This window comes from Aminivibrio sp. (assembly GCF_016756745.1).
GTDB lineage: Bacteria > Synergistota > Synergistia > Synergistales > Aminobacteriaceae > Aminivibrio.
The window spans coordinates 25,454-43,447 of record NZ_JAESIH010000064.1 but is presented as its reverse complement, the minus strand read 5'-3'; the positions used below and the strand labels follow the sequence as shown (position 1 = coordinate 43,447).

The window sequence follows — 17,994 nt, the reverse complement described above, 5'->3', positions numbered from 1 at the left end:
ATAGCGGGGGAAGGGAAAATTATCCCTTCCCCCTTTATTCACGGAGGTTCCGTCATGGAAAAGAAGACGCTCGTGGAATTCGAAAACAGGTGCGTCCAGGAAGAGCCCCCCGGATGCCGGGCAGCCTGTCCCCTCCACCTCGACGGCAGAGCCCTCTGCGAGGCCGCGGCGAAGGGACGGTTCGACGAGGGGAGGAAGATCATCCAGAAAACCCTTCCTCTCCCAGGGATTCTCTCCCGGATATGCGACGGCCCCTGCCGGGAGGCGTGTCTCCGGCAAGAGAAGGGAGGCGCCGTGGAGCTTGGGGCGCTGGAGCGGTTCTGCGCCGACGAGGGGCCTTTTCGCAGGCCCCGGATCCTGGTCCCGAAGACGGGACGCACCGCGGCGGTCCTGGGCGGCGGCATCAGCTCCCTCACGGCGGCCCTGGACGGCGCGGGGAAAGGTTATTCCGTTACCGTGTTCCGGGGGGAGACCGGCGGACGGGAGCTCCTCTCCCTCTCGCCGGTCCTCACGGAGGAGATGGTGGAGGAGGAGCTCGAATGGATGGAGAATCTCGGCGTTCTCTTCCTTCCCTGGGATGCTTCCGTCACCCCCGAAGGACTGGCCGGCAGGTTCGATGCAGTCTATGCGGGCCTGGACGACCCCCTGTGCCGCTCCTTCCCGGAGCTCATGGAACGGGAGGATCCCGTCAGCCTTGAAACGGCCGTGCCGGGGGTCTTCGCGGGAGGGAACACCCCTTCCTTCATTTTCAGGGCCGCCGCAGGACGCCGGGGGATGAAATCGGCGGAGCGGTTCCTCCAGGGAGCCTCCCTCACGTCCTCCCGGGAGAAGGAGGGACCCTATGCGACAAGGCTTTTCACGAATATCGAAGGGATTGAACCCGCGCCTCCCGTGCCGGTTCCGCCCAAGGGGTATACCCGGGACGAGGCAGTCCGGGAGGCCGGGCGCTGCCTGCTCTGCGAGTGCATGGAATGCGTGAAGTCCTGTGTATTCCTTCAGAAATACGGGGGATACCCGAAAAAGTACGCCCGGGAGATTTACAATAACCTCTCGGTGATCCAGGGAACGAGGCTCGCCAACGGCATGATCAACTCCTGCACCCTGTGCGGGCGGTGCGAACGGATCTGTCCCGGCGGCTTCTCCATGAGGGATCTGTGCCTCACGGCCCGGCAGGAGATGGTGTCGCAGCAGAAGATGCCCCCCTCCGCCCATGATTTCGCCCTGGAGGATATGGCCTTCGGGAATTCTCCCGAAGCGTCCCTTCTGCGTCATGAACCAGGCCATAGCAGGAGCGCCTTTCTCTTCTTCCCTGGATGCCGCCTTGCCGGGATTTCTCCCCGGACCACGGAATCCGTCTACGGACACCTCAGGAAGGTTCTCGGCGGCGAAGTGGGGTTCTGGCTCCGGTGTTGCGGCGCCCCGGCGCGATGGGCCGGCTGCCGGAAGGAACTGGAGAAGGCAGGGAAAGAGTTTCTCGACCAGTGGCGCTCCATGGGCTCTCCCGTGGTGATCGCCGCTTGCACGAGCTGTCTGGAGGTCTTCCGGAAAGAACTGCCCGAAATCCGGGCCGTCTCCCTCTGGTCTGTCCTGCAGGAAAAGGGCGTACCGGAGACTGCCCCAATACGTTCAGTCCCTGCGGCGCTTCACGATCCCTGCACGGCGGCGGAACTGCCTGAGGTGCGGGCGGCGGTGCGTGACCTGGTGTCCCGTACGAAGGTTCCGGCGGAGGAGCTGCCCCTGACGGGGGAGCTCACGTCCTGCTGCGGCTTCGGAGGGCTGCAGGAGTGCGCTAACCCCGCTCTTGCGGCGGAAACGGCGAAGGAGCGGTGCGGGGAATCGCCCTCCGATTTCCTCGTCTACTGCGCCATGTGCCGGGACCTCTTCGCCAGGACGGGAAAGAGGACGATGCACCTTCTTGACCTGTTCTTCCCTCCGTCCGACGGGGATCCCGGGGACCTTCCGCCCGTGTCCTGGTCGGACCAGAGGGAGAACCGGGCGGCTCTGGTCCGGGACCTGCGGAAATACCTGTGGAAGGAGGAAGAGAAGATGGAGGCGGATCGGGATGCCCTGTCCCTCGTTATGGACAAAGGAACGGAGAAATTGCTCGAGTCCCGCCGCATCCTTGCGGGCACGGTGCGCCGGGTCATCCGGAACGGGGAGGTATCGGGACGGAAGATCGCCCGGCCTGACGGAACGTTCATCGCCGGGCTGAAACCGGCGGCCGTGACCTATTGGGTGGTCTACCGGCCCCGGGAAGACGGAACCTTCGAAGTGTTCAGCGCGTGGAGCCACAGGATGGAAGTGAAGGGAAGGGAGGAGGGGGCGCCATGAATGAGCTGATCAAGTCCTTTGAAAAGTACGGAGAGTACCGGTGCGCCTCCTGCGGGTGCGCTCTCGAGCTGAAGAAAACGGACATTACCTATTTGGGGAGCGTCTTTGCCATTGAGCTTCCGGCGTGTCCGTCCTGCGGCATGCTCTTCGTCCCCGAGGAACTCGCCACGGGCAAGATGCTCGAGGTGGAAAAAATACTGGAGGACAAGTGATGGAACCCTTCGAAATGGACGATTTTCAGATGCGGCTGGCCTCCCTGTCGGCGGAGGGGTACCACTGCAGCCAGATACTGCTCCTCCTGGCCCTGGAGAGGACGGGAAGAGAGAACCCGGACCTTCTCCGTGCCCTGGGAGGCATTTCAAAGGGGGTGGCCGAAGGGAGCGAGACCTGCGGCGCCCTCCTCGGAGGGGCTTGCCTGCTCGGTTTCTACGCCGGGAAGGGGCGGCGGGGAGAAGGGGAGCACCCCCAGTTCCGTGCCATGCTCATGGATCTCACGGAATGGTTCCGTGCGGAGGCAGGCCTTCCCGGGGGAAGTGTCCGGTGCGCGGATATCCTGGAAGCCTTCGGAAAACCCCGGTGCCCCATGCTCGTCCGGTCGGTGTGGATGAAGGCGATGAACATCCTTGAAGAAAACGGGATCGACAGCCTTGAAGGGAGACCCTTGCCCGAGTGACCCTGCCGGGAGAAACCGCGACCCTCTGCCCCGAATGTCTCCCTCAAGGTGGACCATCCCCGAGGACGGGGGCTGGGAAGACGGTGTATTCGGAGACGGGCCCTCATGGAGGCGCCGTCTCTTCACCGTGACGGCCATGGCCTTCCAGGATGGATGGACGATAGATACGGAACGGCTCCGTCGATGTCCCATCAAGGCCGTGGCGGCCGGCGGGACGTTATTCCCCTTCTGTGCCTTCACCGCCGCTTCCAGGGTAGGCCGTTCCCTGTACGGAAACGCCCCGTGACTCCTTTCCCCTTCGACGGCCGAACCGCCCGGAAGACGGGAGGAAGGACGGACCGCGAATCCCTGGACGAATACCGCCTCTCGGCGCTCCGGGCGGCCGTGGATCATGCCCGGCGGAACAGTCCCTTCTACCGGAACCGGCTTGCTTCCTTCCCGGAAGGATTCCCCCGTTCTCTGGAGGAATACCGGGACCTCCCCTTCACTGCCCCTGGGGACATTTCCGGAAATCCCATGGCCTTCCCGGCGGTTCCCCAGGACGAGATCGCCCGCATAGTGACCGCCCGCAGCTCCGGCACCACGGGGACGCCGAAGCGGGTATTCTTCACGGAACGGGACCTGGCCAAGACCCGGAGCATCTTCGCGGAAGGCATGACAGTCCTTGTGCCCAGAGGGAGCAGGGTGCTCATCCTTCTTCCCGGAGAGCGCCCCGGGAGCGTGGGGAACCTGCTCATCCGGGGACTCGCCCCTGAAATGGAGGGGGTGCTCTGCTCCTGCCCCGACGCAGGCGGCACCCTTGATATCATTGCCCGGCTGAGGCCGGACTGCCTCGTGGCCCTTCCTTCCCAGGCACTCAGGCTGGCGAGGCACCCTCTGTCGCCTCTTGGAAAGTGCCTGTCGTCGGTCCTGCTCTGCTCCGATTATGCCTCCGACAGCCTCGCATCGGCGGTGGAGAAGGCCTGGGGATGCACCGCCTTCCGGCACTACGGCCTCACCGAGACGGGATACGGCGGCGCCCTCTCGTGCGGCCACGGGCCGGGAATGCACGTCATGGAGGACGGCTTCTTCTTCGAGATCGTCTCCCCCGGTACGGGGGCTCCTCTTCAGGGCGAAGAAGAAGGGGAAATAGTCTGCACACCCCTCCACGCGGAAGGAACCGCCCTCCTGAGGTACCGCACCGGCGACCGGGGGCGGTACCTCCACGGAGACTGCTCCTGCGGCTCCTTCCTCCGCAGAATCATCGTCAGGGGCAGGTACGGGAACGGTCTTGACCTTCCCGGCGGTTTTGTCCCACTGGCGGACCTGGATGAAGCCCTGTTCTCCCTCCCGTGGCTCGGCGGGTACGAGGTCAGGATGAGAGGTCTTTCCCCTGTTTTTCTGCTCGAGGTTCCCGTCCTGCCGGAGGGAACGACGTCGCTTCCTGAAAACCTGGAGCGGGCTGCCGGAGAAAAACTCCGGTCCCTCCCCTGTCTGGGGAGACTTCCTCCGGGGACTGAATTTCGCCTCATCCCCCCGCAGAATGTCGATATGGCCCCGGCAAAGCGCCTGGTCCTTCCGGAAAGTCTTCCGCTCAGGACCGGGTGAACGTTCAGGCCGCCCGTTTCCTGTTCCGTCGGTCTCCGCCCCGGATCTCCCCATGGGGAATCTCGAGATTCCCCCGAAAGGGTGAACTGTGATAGAATTGCTCGTCGTTGTTTTTGCATTTTCGATTCTGCAGTTGAACCTGACGGGAGAGGAGGAGAGGCGCCGTATGGGGGGATGACCGTTTCCACCCGGATGAGGCCAGGGGACATGGATCGGTCGAACCGGAACGGCGGGCTGGAGAATACTCTGAAGCCCATGGAGGTGGTCCAGGTATAAGAGGCTTGCACGGGCGGGAATTCTCCGGAAGCGCCCGGAGAAGCGGAGTGCTTTTTTCGCGACGACCTTTTTTTGAGAAACAGGAGGGAGAGAATGAACTTTTTCGAACATTTAGGTTTGACCAATGCCGCCGATGTGGCGACGGGCTTGCTGATGCTCGTCATGATATGCTACGCCATCGGCGATATCGTGTCCTTCAAGACAAAAGCTGTCTTCTCCATGATTTTTGTCACCGGCTTCGTCTTCCTTTTCGGGTTCTGGTACGGTTTCCCCAAGACCATCTTCCAGACCACCGGAACAATGACCTTCGCTGCGGTAAGTCTTCCCGTCATTCTGGTCCACATGGGCACGCTCATGAAGCTGAAGGACATCAGGCAGGAGTGGAAGACGGTCATCATAGCCTTTGTCGGCCTCGTGGCCCTTTCGATAGGTCTCTTCTTCATCGCCGGCCCCATCCTCGGCCGTGAAATGGCCCTCACCGCGGCCGGCCCCATTTCAGGCGGCATCGTGGCTACCATCATCGTGTCGGAGGCCGCGAAGAAAGTGGGCTTCGAGCACCTTGCCGTGTTCGCCACCCTTCTGCTGGTGCTCCAGAATTTCGTCGGTCTTCCCATCGCATCTCTCTGTCTGAAGTCGGAGACAAAACGCCTCCTCGCCGGGTTCCGCAGCGGCGAAGCCCGGGAAGTCAAAACGGGGAGCGCTTCCAAGAGCGACCCCGAGATACCGAGCATCCGGCTTTTCCCGGCGTTCCCCAAGCCCATACAGACCCCCTTCGTTCTTCTCGCCAAGACGGCCATTGTCGGATGGGTGGCCCTCCTCGCGGCCCAGCACTACAACGCCATGGTCATCAGCGCCGGGCTCCCTTACCTCCAGCTCCATAAGTTCGTCATGGCCCTGATCATGGGCATCGTGTTCTATGAAACCGGCTTCCTGGAGCACAAGGTCCTGGACAAGGCCAACGCCATGGGCTACGCCATGTTTTTCTGCCTTATCTTCATCTGGGTCAGCCTTCCCCAGGCCACTCCGGAACTTGTGCGTTCCCTGGTCTACCCGCTGGTGGTCTGCTTCGGCGTCGCCATCGTCGGAATCGTCATTTCCACCTTCTTCACCTCGAAGCTCCTTGGCTACTCGTGGCCCATGGCGACGGCCATCGCCGTCACCTGCCTCTTCGGCTTCCCGGCAACCTTCATCATCACCGACGAGGTCACCACGGCGGGCTGCGCGGACTCGAAAGAGAAAGAATACTGCATGAGCCACCTTCTCCCCAAGATGCTCGTGGGCGGATTCACAACAGTCACCATCGGCTCGGTCATCCTTGCCGGCTACCTCGGCCAGTTTATCGAGACCCTGGTGAAATAAGGGCACCGCGCGGAAACGAAAGAGGGCGGTCAGGCAAGTATGCCGGACCGCCCTCTTCTGCCGGGGTGATATGACCGTTTACTTACTTGTCCCTGACGCCCCTGAGTTCCCTGAAATAGGATTCAGTAACACCCGGTATCCCCGGCAGACGGGGCGGTGGTACGACGGGCAGGCCTCACCGCTGACGGGACGGATGGCGGGGGGCGCCTTCGGCCGGACTTCGAGCAGACCGGGGGCAACCTCCATAGGACAGATGCGGCAGGCGCCGCCGGGCGGAAAGGCCGGATGGCCGCGCAGCAGCGACGGAATCCCTATGCCGTTAGTCCGGGCGGCCTTGAAGCCCGTCTCCGGGCCGATGAGAATGAGGTCGTGGGATATCCTTTTGCCCACGACCTGTTCCGCGGGGAGGGTTTCCTCTATCACGTCCCGGTCACCGCTATTCCGCCTTTCCACATAAAAAAAGAGACCGACCATCGGCGACGATGACGGTCCCCGTGATTTCACGCGGAATTTCCCGGTATGGATCAGTCCACGGCCAGCATGACGCTGTCTGCCTTGACTACTGCGTAGACCTGCGATCCGGCCTTGATTCCAAGATTGACGAGGGAGTCCATGGTGATCACCGACACCATGGTCTGTCCTCCGCCGATATCGATGGTCACCTGGGCCTCCACGGTCCCTTCCTTCACTGCGGTAACCGTACCCCGTATCTGGTTCCGGGCGCTCAGCTTCATTCTTTTCACCCTCCTTTTTCGTGTCGGTGCCGGATGTAGGGATGAACCGGCATCTTCCCCTTTCATTATGACGATGATATGATTTTTTGCAACGGAATAATCCCGGCCTAAATCCGCAGGCAGCGGGGAGTGTCACCAGTGCTCACTTGGGCCGCCGGTGCAGATTGTCGTCCTTGACAACTGCACCTGAAACCGACATCCGTGTCGGTTTCTCGGCCCGGGCGCTGTGCCCGGCGACACTCCCTCTGCCTGAAAAACCTGCGGATTTAGGCCCGGAAAGAAAAGGGAAGAATGCAGAGGAGGAAGAGTATCGTGAAAGCCGTAAGGGGGATCCTGTGCGTCCTATTGTTCGTTGTTTGTGCGCTGTCCGGGCCGGCCTCAGGGAACCAGCCCATAACGGTCACCGGCGGGGAGCCGGTCACCTATGTCTGCGCAAACGGAGACCGGTTGGTGGCGCGGTACTACAGTCTGTCCGACGAGAGCCTCCGGTTCGTGAAGATTCTTTTCCCCGACGGCCGGGAGTACACCCTGCCCCAGGTGATCTCGGGCTCGGGCGCCCGGTACACCGACGACGGCGAACTGCTCTGGTGGATCAAGGGCGACGAGGCCAGGGCCGAGATCCGGGACGAAAACGGGGAATGGAAGGAGCTCTGCGGGGAGTGCAGGGTCTTGCCCTGAGGAGAAATCCCCTGATACGGAAAAAAACGGGTCCCTTAACGGGACCCGTCAATTTTTTCCCGGAGCTCGTCCCAGGAGGGGATCCCCCTCCAGAGAAGCTTCCCGTCGAGGATCCACGTGGGTTCCGCCCGGATGTTGAACCGGATGAGGTCGAAAAACCAGAAACAGCAGCGGGGATCGTAGATGTTGACTTCCATGGACTCCCCGTATCGCTCCCGTATCTTCACCAGAAGAGCCCCTGCCGCCTCACGGGCGGCCGCCTGCGGAAAGGATTTCATTTCCTCCTCCCCGTACAGGAAGTTGCTTCAGCAGACCGACCCCATGGGTTTTTCCATGTAGAGCTTGAGTTTTCTCCTGGTCACTCCGTCCCCTCCTTTTCAAAGATTCTCCGAGACAAGATCGCCGTACTCCACCGAACGGTACTGCCGGTAGTTTTTGCCCTGCACGCCTATGGCCATCGGGGGACAGAAAGCCACGCACCGCTGGCAGGAGACGCAGTGGTCCAGGAATTCCGGGTACTCCGCCATGCGGATGTTTTTTGCCGGGCAGAGCCTGGCGCACTTCCCGCACTTGATGCACTTTCCCCTGTCCACGGTGAGGGGATACTTTTTCCTCATGAGCCTCCATGGCCACTGCCTGCGGGAAAGTCGGTAGAACAGGGGAGAGAGGATATTGCCCCCCTCCCAGACGGCTCTTCCCTCCAGGAGAGATTCCGCAAACAGGGCGGCGTCCCTCTCCATCGTTTCGATTTTTTCCCTGTTTGCGGCAACGGGGATGGTCGTGTTGTTGTAGTTTGACGGCATGACGAATTCCCGTGCCCCCAGGGGGGTGTAGTGTTTCGAGGTAAAGAGTTTTTTCATTGCGGGGCGGAGTCCGCCGGACGTTTGTCCCATGGTCGAGACAAGGAACGCGCCCCGGCCCCCGCCGTCGGGGAGCTTCTCGAGGAATTCCCAAGCGAAGGGGTACGTGGAAAACATGGCCACGGTGACGGCGATTCCGAGGGCGGTGCCGTCATCCTGGAAGGGAACGAACCCCTTTTCCATACGGCGGAGCCGGACCCTTTTCCCTCCTTCCCTGAGCCTTCCGGCCACGGCCCGGGCCGCAAGCAGGGTGTTTCCCGTTCCGCTGAAAAAGTAGAAGTCCACTGACGATTCCTTCATGACCGATGAAGCGCCTCCTTCGGTTGGGCCTTTCATTTTATTGTACAGCAGGGAAGCCCGTCGGACATAATCCGCCTAAATCCGCAGGCAGCGGGAGTGTCACCGGTGCTCGCTTGGGCCGCCGGTGCAGATTGTCGTCCTTGACAACTGCACCTGAAACCGACATCCGTGTCGGTTTCTCGGCCCGGGCGCTGTGCCCGGCGACACTCCCTCTGCCTGAAAAACCTGCGGATTTAGGATCCGTCCGGGAAAGAAAGATGACTGTAGTGTAAAATAATAATGACAAGGAAATTTTTCGGGAGGTGGAGAGAATGAAAATGATTGAAGTCGTACTTGCCGCTGCAACGGTGTTTTTTGCCGGACGGGCCTGGGCAGGGGAGATCCCTCCCCTGGACCGGCAGATTCCCGCGGATCTCCGGACAGCCGCCTTCGCCCTCGGGTGATTCTGGGGGCCTGATGCCCGGTTCGGGCTTCTCGACGGAGTGGTGCGCACCCGGGTGGGATATGCCGGGGGAACGACGGCGGATCCCACCTACGATGACATCGGAGATCACACGGAGACAGTCCAGGTCGATTACGACCCGGAAAAAATCTCCTATGAACAGCTTCTGGACGTCTTCTGGGAGAGCCACAATCCTGCGGCCCGTCCATGGTCCGTCCAGTACCGGTCCGTCATTTTTACGGCGGACGAAGAGCAGCGGAAAACAGCGGAACGGTCAGCCGCAAGGATCGAGGCCGCCGTCGGCAGGGTCTTCACGGCTGTGGAGCCCGTGTCCCGTTTTTACATGGCTGAAGGGTACCACCAGAAATACTATCTTCGCAGGGATTTTATCCTCATGAGGGAATACGGGGATATGTACCCGGAACGGGACGGTTTCGTGGATTCCCCCTCCGCTGCGAAGGTCAACGGAATTCTTGCGGGACTGGGATCGAAGGAGACACTGGAGAAGTTTCTTCCCCTGCTCGGCCTTTCGGAGGAGGGGAAGAAAAGACTCCGTACCAGGGTGCGATAGGAAGCATCATCAGGAAGGGGAGGGGAAGAAAGAGGATGAAGATTGTATTTGTCGGGCTCGGCGGCGTGGGCGGGTATTACGGCGGCAAGGCGGCCCGGGCATTCGAGGGCGGTGAAGAGCACCAGGTGATGTTTCTCGCCAGGGGAGAGCACCTCCGGGCGATCAAGGACAAGGGGCTGAAGGTGCTGGCCCAGGACGAGGAGTTCTTCGCACGTCCCTTTCTGGCCACCGACGATCCTGCGGAAATAGGGACGGCCGACCTCGTGGTCTTTGCGGTCAAGGGGTACGATCTCCGGGCGGCCGCCCGGACGGCTGTTCCCCTGGTAGGGCCGGATACGGCGGTTCTTCCCCTGCTGAACGGGGTGACCAGCCCTGAAGTGCTGTCGGAAGCCCTGCCGCCGTGCCGGATGCTCAACGGCTGCGTCTACATCTCCGCCCGGATCGAGGGGCCCGGGGTTGTCCGCCAGACCGGGGGCAGCAGGAAGCTCTTATTCGGCCCCGTGTCGGGAGCCAGAAAACAGTTCCTGCCCGTGGAGGAGATGCTCAGGAAGGCGGGAATAGACGCCGCCCTTGTGGAGGACGTGAACGAGGCCGTCTGGACGAAGTTCATCTTCATGGCCCCCTTCGCCGGGGTGACGTCCCTCTTCGGAAGAACCTTCGGCGAAGTTCTCGCGGGGCAGGACAGCCAGCCCATGCTCGAGGGGATGATGAGGGAGATCCAGTCCCTTGCGGTGCTCAAGGGAGTATCCCTCCCGCCGGACATAGTGGAGCTTTCCCTTGCCAAGGGAGTGGCTTTCCCGCCGGACACGAAATCATCCATGCAGCTCGACTGTGAAAAGGGGCGCCGGACGGAGATCGAAACCTTACTGGGGTTTGTCGTCAAGGAGGGAGAGCGTCTCGGAGGAGATGTTCACCTCACCCGGGGCGTGTACGACGCCCTGCGGATGAGGGCGGATCACCCATGCGGCTGCGTTACCGAACAGGAGGGGCAGCGCCCGTAGGCGAGGAGCTGCTTCCCCTCCACGACGCATCCTTCGGGAACCCATACCGTGGGAAGAGGCTGGTCGTCCAGGCAGATCATCCGGCCGCAGGCCAGGCAGAGAAAGTGGGGGTGGTTTCCCGGGCATCTGTTCCCTTCGGGGAGGTGGGCGCAGTAGTGCCATGCCCCGTCGGTGCCGAGGATCTTGTGGATCAGCCCCTTCTCCTCGAGCAGCGACAGGGTTCTGTACAGCGACACCTTATTCACCCGCTTCTCCGTGAAGCGGGTGAACGTATCTTTCCACGAAAGGGGACTTCCGGCTTCGAAAAGAACGCGAAGCACGGCTTTCCGGAGTTCCGTGGGACGTATTCCCCTTTCCCTGAGAAGGTCTCCCGGATCTTTCATCGGGCCGCGAAAACGCAGACGGGATAGTTACACTCCCTGCATTTTCTGCACATCCCGCCCACGCCCCACCGCCGCACTTCCGCGGCCGTCGGAATGAGGCCCGCGAAGAGGCGGTTCAGCAGGGGGTCGAGGCTTGTCCACTCGTCGTGGACCACGCAGGCAGGGGCTCCCACGATCTTTGCCTCGCCCCTCAGGGCGAGCATGAGATGGGCGCCCGGGACTGTGGGAACACCTTTGAACCGGACTTCTTCCGCCACCGAGGCGATGGCCCCGGCGGTCCGGTCGTCCGGGTCCACGCTCATGCCTCCTGTGGCGATCACCAACTCTGCTCCCTGTTCAATGTAGGCCGTGATTGCGGCGGCGATCTCTTCTCTTTCGTCCCCCACCACCGTCTGCCACTGAAGAGTTGCCCCGTACCCTGCCAGCTTCTTCTGGAGCTTCGGGGCAAAGCCGTCCCGGATTCTCCCCTCGGCCAGTTCCTTCCCTGTAGTGACCAGGGCTGTCTTCAGGGGGACGAAGGGGAATACCGTCAGGGGCAGGACGGCGTCCTCTCCCTGACGGACCTGTTCTTCCCTCATGACGAGGGGGACAATCCGTACACCTGCCACCAGCTCGCCCTTTTTCACGGGAACTTTGTTCGCCGCCGTGGCGACGATCCAGTCAGGGTCTTCGTTGATCCTGTGGATGCTCTCCTCGTCGTAGACCAGGAGACCGTTCCAGAGGGCTGAAAGGGCCACCTTCCCCTCCTCCGGCGCCTCCGACGATATCCCCTCGCCGCTGAGACGTTCGGCCAGCCTCGACGCGGCATCGTCCTCGTGGACATCTCCTTCGTCCAGCTCAAGAACGGAGATGGACTCCTTCCCCATGGACTTCAGCAGGCGAACGTCCTCCTGCCGGAGAATATGCCCTTTTTTGAACCGGGCGCCCTTGTATCCGGTTTTTACGTCGATCTGGGTCATATCGTGGGAAAGGGCCATGCCGAGCGCGCTTTCCACGTGAACATAGCTGATTTTTGCCATGGAAAAAACTCCCCCGCCTTTATACTGCTTTGAATGAATGGAACATGGTCACAGCGGCATTATAGCATGGATGCAGAATGTATGGAGTATACAGTTCTGTTTGTTTGTGTCACAAGACACCTGAATCCGCACCCCAGTGGGAGCGTCACGGGGGGGGGTGCGGATTGTCGTCCGTGACAACTGCCCAGGCGTGTCCCGCGGGCTCCCTGCGTTCGCCGGCAGGCGCCCTCCCCCGGGGGATCCCCCCGCAAAGAGCGCAGAGTAAGATCTCCCTAAATCCGCAGGCAGCGGGGAGTGTCACCGGGGAACGCTTGGGCGGGGGGTGCAGATTGTCATCCTTGACAACTGCACCTGAAACCGACATCCGTGTCGGTTTCTCGGCCCGGGCGCTGTGCCCGGCGACATTCCCTCTGCCTGAAAAATTAGCGGATTTAGGGAGTTTTGTTTGTGTTGAATGGAAAGGAGGATTATGTTATTATCATCTCAATTGTTACTGTATGCACAATGCCTGCAAAGGCGGAATGAAAGGGAAAAGGAGGGGAATCATGGCTTTCAGCGTTGAAGAGATCCGCGAAAAGACCAGGAAAATCGTCGAGCCCTGGCGAAACGGCAAGGGAGGACTTATTCCCATATTGCAGGCCGTTCAGGAACAGGTGGGGTATCTTCCGACGGATGCCCTGGATACTATTTCCAGGGAACTGAAAATACCTTCCTCGGAAATCTACGGGGTAGCCACGTTTTACGCCCAGTTTCATCTCAAGCCCAGAGGGCGTCATGTGGTGCGGGTCTGCCGGGGAACAGCCTGTCATGTCCGGGGGAGCCTGAAGATACTGGACAGCGTGAAGGAAATTACGGGTGTGGAGGAGAATCAGACCACCGAGGACCTGCGGTTCACCATAGAGCCGGTGGCCTGTCTCGGCGCATGTGGTCTCGCGCCGGTGATGATGATCGACACCCAGACGTTCGGCCGCCTGACTCCCGACATGGTGAAGGGCATCCTCGACAAGTTCGAGTAGAAAGCGGAGGATAACGCCATGACGCAAATGAAAATCAGGAATCTCGACGATCTGAGAAAACTGAGGGAATCGTCCCGGGACCTTTCGTCCGCCAGGTCCGGCGGAGAAACGATGATTATCGTGGGCATGGGTACCTGCGGCATCGCCGCCGGGGCCAGAGACGTCCTCTCCGAGGTGATGGCGGAGCTGGCCAGGAGGAACATCGACAACGTGGCGGTCCAGACCACCGGATGCATCGGCATGTGCCAGGACGAACCCCTGCTCGACGTGATCCGGGGAGGGCAGAGGGTGACCTACGGCCGGGTGAAGCCGGAAGATGTTCCCACCATCATAGCGGAGCACGTGGTGAACGGCCGGGTCGTGGAGAAGCTCGCCATCGGCCGGGCCGACTAGGGGAGGGAGGAGAAATTATGCCTATCTATCGTTCCCATGTCCTAATCTGCGGAGGCACGGGATGCGTCTCGAGCGGAGCCCGGGACGTGACGGAGTCTTTCAGGAACGCCATCAGGGACAGGGGACTCTCCGACGAAGTGCTCGTGGTGCCCACGGGATGCCATGGGATGTGCGAAATGGGGCCCATCGTGGTGGTCTATCCCGAGGGGACCTTCTACTGCCGGGTCCAGAAATCGGACGTGGCGGAGATCGTGGAGGAGCACATCTACAAGGGACGCCCGGTGCAGCGGCTCATGTACTCAGGCTCCGAGGATATGCCCTCCATCCCCCGCTACAAGGATATTCCATTCTACGGCAAGCAGCACCGCATCGCCCTGGGGAACTGCGGCTACATCAACCCGGACAACATAGAGGAATACATCGCCCGGGGGGGCTACGAGGCCCTCGGGAAAGCCCTTTCTTCCATGACGCCAGCCCAGGTGATCGACGAAGTGAAGGCCTCCGGCCTCCGGGGGCGGGGCGGCGGCGGATTCCCCACGGGACTGAAGTGGAGCTTCTGCGCCTCCGCCAAAGGCGATAAAAAGTACGTCATCTGCAACGCCGACGAAGGAGACCCCGGGGCCTTCATGGACCGGTCCATCCTCGAGGGCGACCCCCACTGCGTCATCGAGGGCATGATGCTCGGCGCTTATGCCATGGGTGCCGACGAAGGCTACATCTACTGCCGGGCGGAGTATCCCCTGGCCATCCAGCGGCTGAAGACGGCCATGGCCCAGGCTGAAAATTACGGCCTTCTGGGGGAGAACATTATGGGAAGCGGCTTCTCCTTCACCCTTCACGTCAAGGAAGGGGCGGGAGCCTTCGTCTGCGGCGAGGAGACGGCCCTCATGGCCTCCATCGAGGGCCGGAGGGGAATGCCCCGCCCGCGGCCTCCGTTCCCGGCCAATTCCGGCCTCTGGGGGTGCCCCACGAATATCAACAACGTGGAAACATGGGCCAACGTTCCCCCGATCCTCAGAAACGGCGGAGCATGGTACGCCTCCAAGGGAACGGACAAATCCAAGGGGACGAAAGTCTTCGCCCTCACGGGAAAGATCAAGCACACCGGTCTCGTGGAAGTGCCCATGGGTATCACCCTCCGGGAGATCATCTTCGACATCGGCGGCGGCATACTGGATGACAAAAAGTTCAAGGCGGTCCAGATCGGCGGTCCCAGCGGAGGATGCCTCACCGAGGAACACCTGGATACGCCGGTGAGCTACGAAAGCCTCACCGCCCTGGGGGCCATCATGGGGTCCGGCGGCCTCGTGGTCATGGACGAGACCACCTGCATGGTGGACGTGGCCAAGTTCTTCCTTGAGTTCACCCAGAAAGAATCCTGCGGCAAGTGCGTTCCATGCCGGGAAGGCACCAAGCACATGCTGCTGCTCCTCGAGAAGATCACCAAGGGGAAGGGGACCATGGAGGACCTGGACACCCTCGAGGGGCTCGCCCACATGGTGAAGGACATGTCCCTCTGCGGCCTGGGCCAGACGGCTCCCAACCCGGTGCTCACCACGCTCCGGTACTTCCGGGACGAGTACGTTGCCCATATCCGGGATCGAAAGTGCCCTGCCGGAGCCTGCGCGGCCCTGCTGGAATACAGGATCATCCGGGAGGCATGCAAAAAGTGCGGTATCTGCGCCAGGAATTGTCCCGTCAAGTGTATCCCGGGCGACCGGAACTCCGGGTACCACATTGAGACCGACCGGTGCATCCGTTGCGGCACCTGCTTCGAGAAGTGCCCCTTCGGCGCTATCGAGAAGAAGTAGTTCCTGAGGAGGATCGACATGAGTGATATCACGCTCGTCATCGACGGAGTCGAATGCATGGCGGCGAAGGGAGATACCATTCTCCAGGTCGCCAGGAGAAACGACATCTACATTCCGACCCTCTGCTGGATGGAGGGACTGACGCCCATCGGTTCGTGCCGCATGTGCGTCGTGGAGGTTGAGGGGAACCCCAAGCTCCTCACCGCCTGCACCACACCGGCGGAGAACGGAATGAAAATTCATACGAAGACGGAAAAACTGAAACACTACCGCCTGCAGATCCTGGAACTTCTCTTCGCGGGAAGGAACCACTTCTGCATGTTCTGCTCCCAGACGGGGGACTGCGAACTCCAGCGGCTCGCCATCGAGCACGGCATGGACAACGTGCGATACCCCTTCCTGTACGAGCCGTTCCACAACGATGCCACCGACCCGAACATCCAGATGGACCACAACCGGTGCATCCTCTGCCTGAGGTGCATCAGGGTCTGCGCCGAGAAAGTCGGGGCCCATACCCTCGACCTCGAAAAACGGGGATGGGGAACCAACATCACCGCCGATCTCGGGAAGATGCTCGGCGAGAGCGACACCTGCGTTTCCTGCGGCGCCTGCGCCCAGGTCTGTCCCACGGGAACCATCACCCTTCGGGACTTTGTCTACCGGGGACGGCGGAACGACTGCGACGACCAGGTGGAGAGCATCTGTCCGCTCTGCTCCCTTGGGTGCAGGATCAAGGCCTATGTCCGCACGGGAAGCGTAGCGCGGGTTGAGGGCCTCTCGGCGAACAGCCCCGACGGCGGTCAGCTCTGCCACAAGGGGCGCTGGGGACTGCCGAAATCTACCGAACGGGACCGCCTCACTGTTCCCATGATCCGTACCGGTTCTTCCTTCAGGGAGGCTTCCTGGGAGGAGGCGCTGGATCTCATCGCATCGAAGCTCGAGCCGGCATCGAAGGCCAACAGGGCAGGCGCCCTCCTCTCGGAGCTGTCCACCGACGAAGAGCTCTCCGTGGTCTCCTCTTTCTTCAGGGACACCATGAAAATGGAGAAAGTGGACGGATTCTACGGCAATCTGCTCCGCGGATTCGTGAAGGGGTTCCAGCCCTTCGCCGACCAGGGAATACGGCCCTTCACCGGGGCGCACAACATCCTCGAGAGCGACGCCATTGTCGTCATCGGGGCGAACCCCCAGGAGGAGGCCCCGGTGGTGGCGAGCTATATCAGGGTCTCCACCATTATCGAGCGGGCGAAACTTGTCAACCTCTCCTCCGGGAAGAACCCCTTCGACGGGATCACCGACGGGGATATCCGGGCGGCCCTCCCCGACGAAATGGAGAAGGTGCTGGTCTCCTTGAGGGAGGCCGTTGAAGGCGGAAATGAACCGAAGGACCCCGGGGTGAGCGAAGCCGCCAGAATCCTCCGGGAAGCGAAAAAGCCCGTATTCATCGTCGGCTCGGGCCTTGCGGAACATCCCGCCCTCGTCACGGAGGCCCTGAACCTGGCGGTTGCCTCGAAGGCCTTCTTCGACGACGGCCTCGGCGTGGTGCCCATGCTCAGGGGCGGAAACTGCCTGGGGGCCCTCAACACGGTCATCGGCGAGAGCGACTGGCTCAGCAACGGCGAGCTCGATTTCCTCTACGTGCTCTCCACCGGCATGGTGGACGAGGACAAGCGGTCGCTGGAGGCCATGACCAGGGCGCGATTCGTGGTGGTGCACACTCCCTTCATGGTCCATCCCCTGGTGAACATGGCCGACGTGCTCCTTCCCGCCCCGGCATGGTTCGAGCGAAGCGGGCACTACTGCACCCTGGAGGGAGAGCGGCGCAGAATGAACATGATCGTGCCTCCCAAGGGCAACCTGAAGGGTTTGTCCGTTATCATGAATGAGCTGGCCGGCAAGCTCGGACTTGAACTCCGGCCCGCTTCGGCCGCTCCCTGCGAAAACGTCTACGAGGCGAAGTCCCCGTCCGCTGCGGCCAGGATCGTCTCGCTGAAGGAGGTACGATGACCATGGCGAAGCCGAAACTAGCGTCCGTCTGGCTTGAAGCCTGCGCGGGCTGCCATATGTCCTTTCTCGACATCGATGAACGGATAGTGGATCTCCTCGGCAAGGTGGAGCTCACCGCCACGCCCATCACCGATATCAAGATCTTTCCCGAGGTTGAGGTGGGGGTCATCGAGGGCGCCCTCGGCAACGAGGAAGAACTTCATCTCGCGAAGGAGCTGAGGGAGCGGTGCAAGATCCTCATCGCCTGGGGAGACTGCGCCGTCTTCGGCGGAATCAACTGCATGCGGAATTTTATGCCTGCCGAGCAGGTGCTCAAGGAAGGCTACGTGGACACAGCCAGCACGGTGAACCCCGACGGCGTACTTCCCCGGCAGGATCTCCCGGCGCTTCTGCCCCAGGCGATCCCCGTGGACCGGGCCGTGAAGGTGGATGTCTACGTTCCCGGCTGCCCGCCCGACGCGGACACCATCTATTACGTCTTCAGCGAGATACTGGAGGGACGAATTCCCACCGTTCCCACCGATATCATGCGCTACGACTAGCGGAGGAAACG

Annotated in this window: 20 protein-coding genes and 1 pseudogene; 15 read left to right on the top strand and 6 right to left on the bottom strand. The window is 61.5% G+C overall.

Annotated features, from left to right (window positions below; translation table 11 throughout):
- Positions 1-54: 54 nt before the first annotated feature.
- From JMJ95_RS11175 to JMJ95_RS11150, 6 genes are all read left to right on the top strand, one after another.
- Positions 55-2,331: a pyridine nucleotide-disulfide oxidoreductase/dicluster-binding protein gene (locus tag JMJ95_RS11175; RefSeq protein ID WP_290685335.1), complete on the top strand. Its 2,277-nt coding sequence runs from the start codon at positions 55-57 to the stop codon at positions 2,329-2,331.
- On the top strand, positions 2,328-2,543 hold the full coding sequence (locus JMJ95_RS11170) for a DVU_1557 family redox protein (RefSeq protein ID WP_290685333.1): 216 nt from the start codon (positions 2,328-2,330) through the stop codon (positions 2,541-2,543). Before JMJ95_RS11175 ends, JMJ95_RS11170 begins: the two co-directional genes overlap by 4 nt.
- Positions 2,543-3,004 carry a DVU_1555 family C-GCAxxG-C-C protein gene (locus JMJ95_RS11165; protein WP_290685332.1) on the top strand — a complete coding sequence of 154 codons (462 nt, stop codon included), beginning with the start codon at positions 2,543-2,545 and terminating at the stop codon, positions 3,002-3,004. Before JMJ95_RS11170 ends, JMJ95_RS11165 begins: the two co-directional genes overlap by 1 nt.
- 34 nt (positions 3,005-3,038) lie before the next feature.
- The gene (locus JMJ95_RS11160; protein WP_290685330.1) at positions 3,039-3,290 is read left to right on the top strand and encodes a hypothetical protein; all 252 of its coding nucleotides are present in this window, start codon (positions 3,039-3,041) and stop codon (positions 3,288-3,290) included.
- Positions 3,287-4,591, top strand: coding sequence for a DVU_1553 family AMP-dependent CoA ligase (locus tag JMJ95_RS11155; RefSeq protein ID WP_290685328.1), 1,305 nt, complete (start codon positions 3,287-3,289; stop codon positions 4,589-4,591). The genes JMJ95_RS11160 and JMJ95_RS11155 overlap by 4 nt, the downstream gene beginning before the upstream one ends.
- A 369-nt stretch (positions 4,592-4,960) precedes the next feature.
- Entirely contained in the window at positions 4,961-6,226 is a 1,266-nt protein-coding gene (locus JMJ95_RS11150; RefSeq protein ID WP_290685326.1) for a hypothetical protein, read from the top strand.
- Between the two features lie 78 nt (positions 6,227-6,304).
- Here the strand turns inward: JMJ95_RS11150 and JMJ95_RS11145 are convergent, their stop codons facing one another.
- Positions 6,305-6,649, bottom strand: a complete 345-nt coding sequence (locus JMJ95_RS11145; protein WP_290685325.1) for a hypothetical protein — start codon at positions 6,647-6,649, stop codon at positions 6,305-6,307.
- Between the two features lie 101 nt (positions 6,650-6,750).
- Positions 6,751-6,960 carry a TOBE domain-containing protein gene (locus tag JMJ95_RS11140; RefSeq protein WP_290685324.1) on the bottom strand — a complete coding sequence of 70 codons (210 nt, stop codon included), beginning with the start codon at positions 6,958-6,960 and terminating at the stop codon, positions 6,751-6,753.
- A gap of 312 nt (positions 6,961-7,272) precedes the next feature.
- Between JMJ95_RS11140 and JMJ95_RS11135 the strand changes: the two genes are divergently transcribed.
- A complete protein-coding gene (locus tag JMJ95_RS11135) occupies positions 7,273-7,638 on the top strand; it encodes an MliC family protein (RefSeq protein WP_290685322.1) in 366 nt (121 codons plus the stop codon).
- A 35-nt stretch (positions 7,639-7,673) separates the two neighbouring features.
- Here the strand turns inward: JMJ95_RS11135 and JMJ95_RS11130 are convergent, their stop codons facing one another.
- Together JMJ95_RS11130 and JMJ95_RS11125 are read right to left on the bottom strand one after the other, a co-directional pair.
- The gene (locus JMJ95_RS11130) at positions 7,674-7,916 is read right to left on the bottom strand and encodes a hypothetical protein (protein ID WP_290685320.1); all 243 of its coding nucleotides are present in this window, start codon (positions 7,914-7,916) and stop codon (positions 7,674-7,676) included.
- A gap of 99 nt (positions 7,917-8,015) precedes the next feature.
- Positions 8,016-8,798, bottom strand: a complete 783-nt coding sequence (locus JMJ95_RS11125) for an EFR1 family ferrodoxin (RefSeq protein WP_290685318.1) — start codon at positions 8,796-8,798, stop codon at positions 8,016-8,018.
- Positions 8,799-9,109: 311 nt separating this feature from the next.
- Here JMJ95_RS11125 and JMJ95_RS11120 point away from each other — a divergent pair, with 311 nt between their 5' ends.
- From JMJ95_RS11120 to JMJ95_RS11110, 3 genes and pseudogenes are all read left to right on the top strand, one after another.
- Complete coding sequence (locus JMJ95_RS11120) at positions 9,110-9,241, top strand: hypothetical protein (RefSeq protein ID WP_290685316.1); 132 nt, start codon at positions 9,110-9,112, stop codon at positions 9,239-9,241.
- A 12-nt stretch (positions 9,242-9,253) separates the two neighbouring features.
- A pseudogene (locus tag JMJ95_RS11115) lies at positions 9,254-9,811 on the top strand (peptide-methionine (S)-S-oxide reductase MsrA); the annotation flags it as partial.
- 35 nt (positions 9,812-9,846) lie between these two features.
- Positions 9,847-10,812 carry a 2-dehydropantoate 2-reductase gene (locus JMJ95_RS11110; protein ID WP_290685314.1) on the top strand — a complete coding sequence of 322 codons (966 nt, stop codon included), beginning with the start codon at positions 9,847-9,849 and terminating at the stop codon, positions 10,810-10,812.
- Here the strand turns inward: JMJ95_RS11110 and JMJ95_RS11105 are convergent.
- The gene (locus JMJ95_RS11105; protein ID WP_290685313.1) at positions 10,767-11,195 is read right to left on the bottom strand and encodes a Fur family transcriptional regulator; all 429 of its coding nucleotides are present in this window, start codon (positions 11,193-11,195) and stop codon (positions 10,767-10,769) included. The two genes, JMJ95_RS11110 and JMJ95_RS11105, sit on opposite strands and share 46 nt — an antisense overlap.
- Positions 11,192-12,214: a molybdopterin-binding protein gene (locus JMJ95_RS11100; RefSeq protein ID WP_290685311.1), complete on the bottom strand. Its 1,023-nt coding sequence runs from the start codon at positions 12,212-12,214 to the stop codon at positions 11,192-11,194. Before JMJ95_RS11100 ends, JMJ95_RS11105 begins: the two co-directional genes overlap by 4 nt.
- A 545-nt stretch (positions 12,215-12,759) precedes the next feature.
- Here JMJ95_RS11100 and nuoE point away from each other — a divergent pair.
- From nuoE to JMJ95_RS11075, 5 genes are read left to right on the top strand one after another with little or no spacing between them, the layout of a single operon-like run.
- A complete protein-coding gene (nuoE, locus tag JMJ95_RS11095; protein ID WP_290685309.1) occupies positions 12,760-13,230 on the top strand; it encodes an NADH-quinone oxidoreductase subunit NuoE in 471 nt (156 codons plus the stop codon).
- A gap of 18 nt (positions 13,231-13,248) precedes the next feature.
- Positions 13,249-13,623: a (2Fe-2S) ferredoxin domain-containing protein gene (locus tag JMJ95_RS11090; RefSeq protein ID WP_290685307.1), complete on the top strand. Its 375-nt coding sequence runs from the start codon at positions 13,249-13,251 to the stop codon at positions 13,621-13,623.
- A gap of 23 nt (positions 13,624-13,646) precedes the next feature.
- Positions 13,647-15,434, top strand: a complete 1,788-nt coding sequence (gene nuoF, locus JMJ95_RS11085) for an NADH-quinone oxidoreductase subunit NuoF (protein ID WP_367153798.1) — start codon at positions 13,647-13,649, stop codon at positions 15,432-15,434.
- An 18-nt stretch (positions 15,435-15,452) separates the two neighbouring features.
- On the top strand, positions 15,453-17,441 hold the full coding sequence (locus JMJ95_RS11080; protein WP_290685305.1) for a molybdopterin-dependent oxidoreductase: 1,989 nt from the start codon (positions 15,453-15,455) through the stop codon (positions 17,439-17,441).
- A 2-nt stretch (positions 17,442-17,443) separates the two neighbouring features.
- The gene (locus tag JMJ95_RS11075) at positions 17,444-17,983 is read left to right on the top strand and encodes an NADP oxidoreductase (protein WP_290685303.1); all 540 of its coding nucleotides are present in this window, start codon (positions 17,444-17,446) and stop codon (positions 17,981-17,983) included.
- The last annotated feature ends 11 nt before the right edge of the window (positions 17,984-17,994 follow it).

Excerpts from the sequence above, each read along its gene's own strand:
- JMJ95_RS11120 (WP_290685316.1), top strand. The coding sequence starts at position 9,110 with ATGAAAATGATTGAAGTCGTACTTGCCGCTGCAACGGTGTTTTTTGCC.
- JMJ95_RS11105 (WP_290685313.1), bottom strand. The coding sequence starts at position 11,195 with ATGAAAGATCCGGGAGACCTTCTCAGGGAAAGGGGAATACGTCCCACG.
- JMJ95_RS11150 (WP_290685326.1), top strand. The coding sequence starts at position 4,961 with ATGAACTTTTTCGAACATTTAGGTTTGACCAATGCCGCCGATGTGGCG.
- JMJ95_RS11075 (WP_290685303.1), top strand. The coding sequence starts at position 17,444 with ATGGCGAAGCCGAAACTAGCGTCCGTCTGGCTTGAAGCCTGCGCGGGC.
- JMJ95_RS11170 (WP_290685333.1), top strand. The coding sequence starts at position 2,328 with ATGAATGAGCTGATCAAGTCCTTTGAAAAGTACGGAGAGTACCGGTGC.
- JMJ95_RS11080 (WP_290685305.1), top strand. The coding sequence starts at position 15,453 with ATGAGTGATATCACGCTCGTCATCGACGGAGTCGAATGCATGGCGGCG.
- JMJ95_RS11165 (WP_290685332.1), top strand. The coding sequence starts at position 2,543 with ATGGAACCCTTCGAAATGGACGATTTTCAGATGCGGCTGGCCTCCCTG.
- JMJ95_RS11130 (WP_290685320.1), bottom strand. The coding sequence starts at position 7,916 with ATGAAATCCTTTCCGCAGGCGGCCGCCCGTGAGGCGGCAGGGGCTCTT.
- nuoE (WP_290685309.1), top strand. The coding sequence starts at position 12,760 with ATGGCTTTCAGCGTTGAAGAGATCCGCGAAAAGACCAGGAAAATCGTC.
- JMJ95_RS11090 (WP_290685307.1), top strand. The coding sequence starts at position 13,249 with ATGACGCAAATGAAAATCAGGAATCTCGACGATCTGAGAAAACTGAGG.
- JMJ95_RS11175 (WP_290685335.1), top strand. The coding sequence starts at position 55 with ATGGAAAAGAAGACGCTCGTGGAATTCGAAAACAGGTGCGTCCAGGAA.
- JMJ95_RS11100 (WP_290685311.1), bottom strand. The coding sequence starts at position 12,214 with ATGGCAAAAATCAGCTATGTTCACGTGGAAAGCGCGCTCGGCATGGCC.
- JMJ95_RS11125 (WP_290685318.1), bottom strand. The coding sequence starts at position 8,798 with ATGAAGGAATCGTCAGTGGACTTCTACTTTTTCAGCGGAACGGGAAAC.
- JMJ95_RS11110 (WP_290685314.1), top strand. The coding sequence starts at position 9,847 with ATGAAGATTGTATTTGTCGGGCTCGGCGGCGTGGGCGGGTATTACGGC.
- JMJ95_RS11140 (WP_290685324.1), bottom strand. The coding sequence starts at position 6,960 with ATGAAGCTGAGCGCCCGGAACCAGATACGGGGTACGGTTACCGCAGTG.
- JMJ95_RS11160 (WP_290685330.1), top strand. The coding sequence starts at position 3,039 with ATGTCTCCCTCAAGGTGGACCATCCCCGAGGACGGGGGCTGGGAAGAC.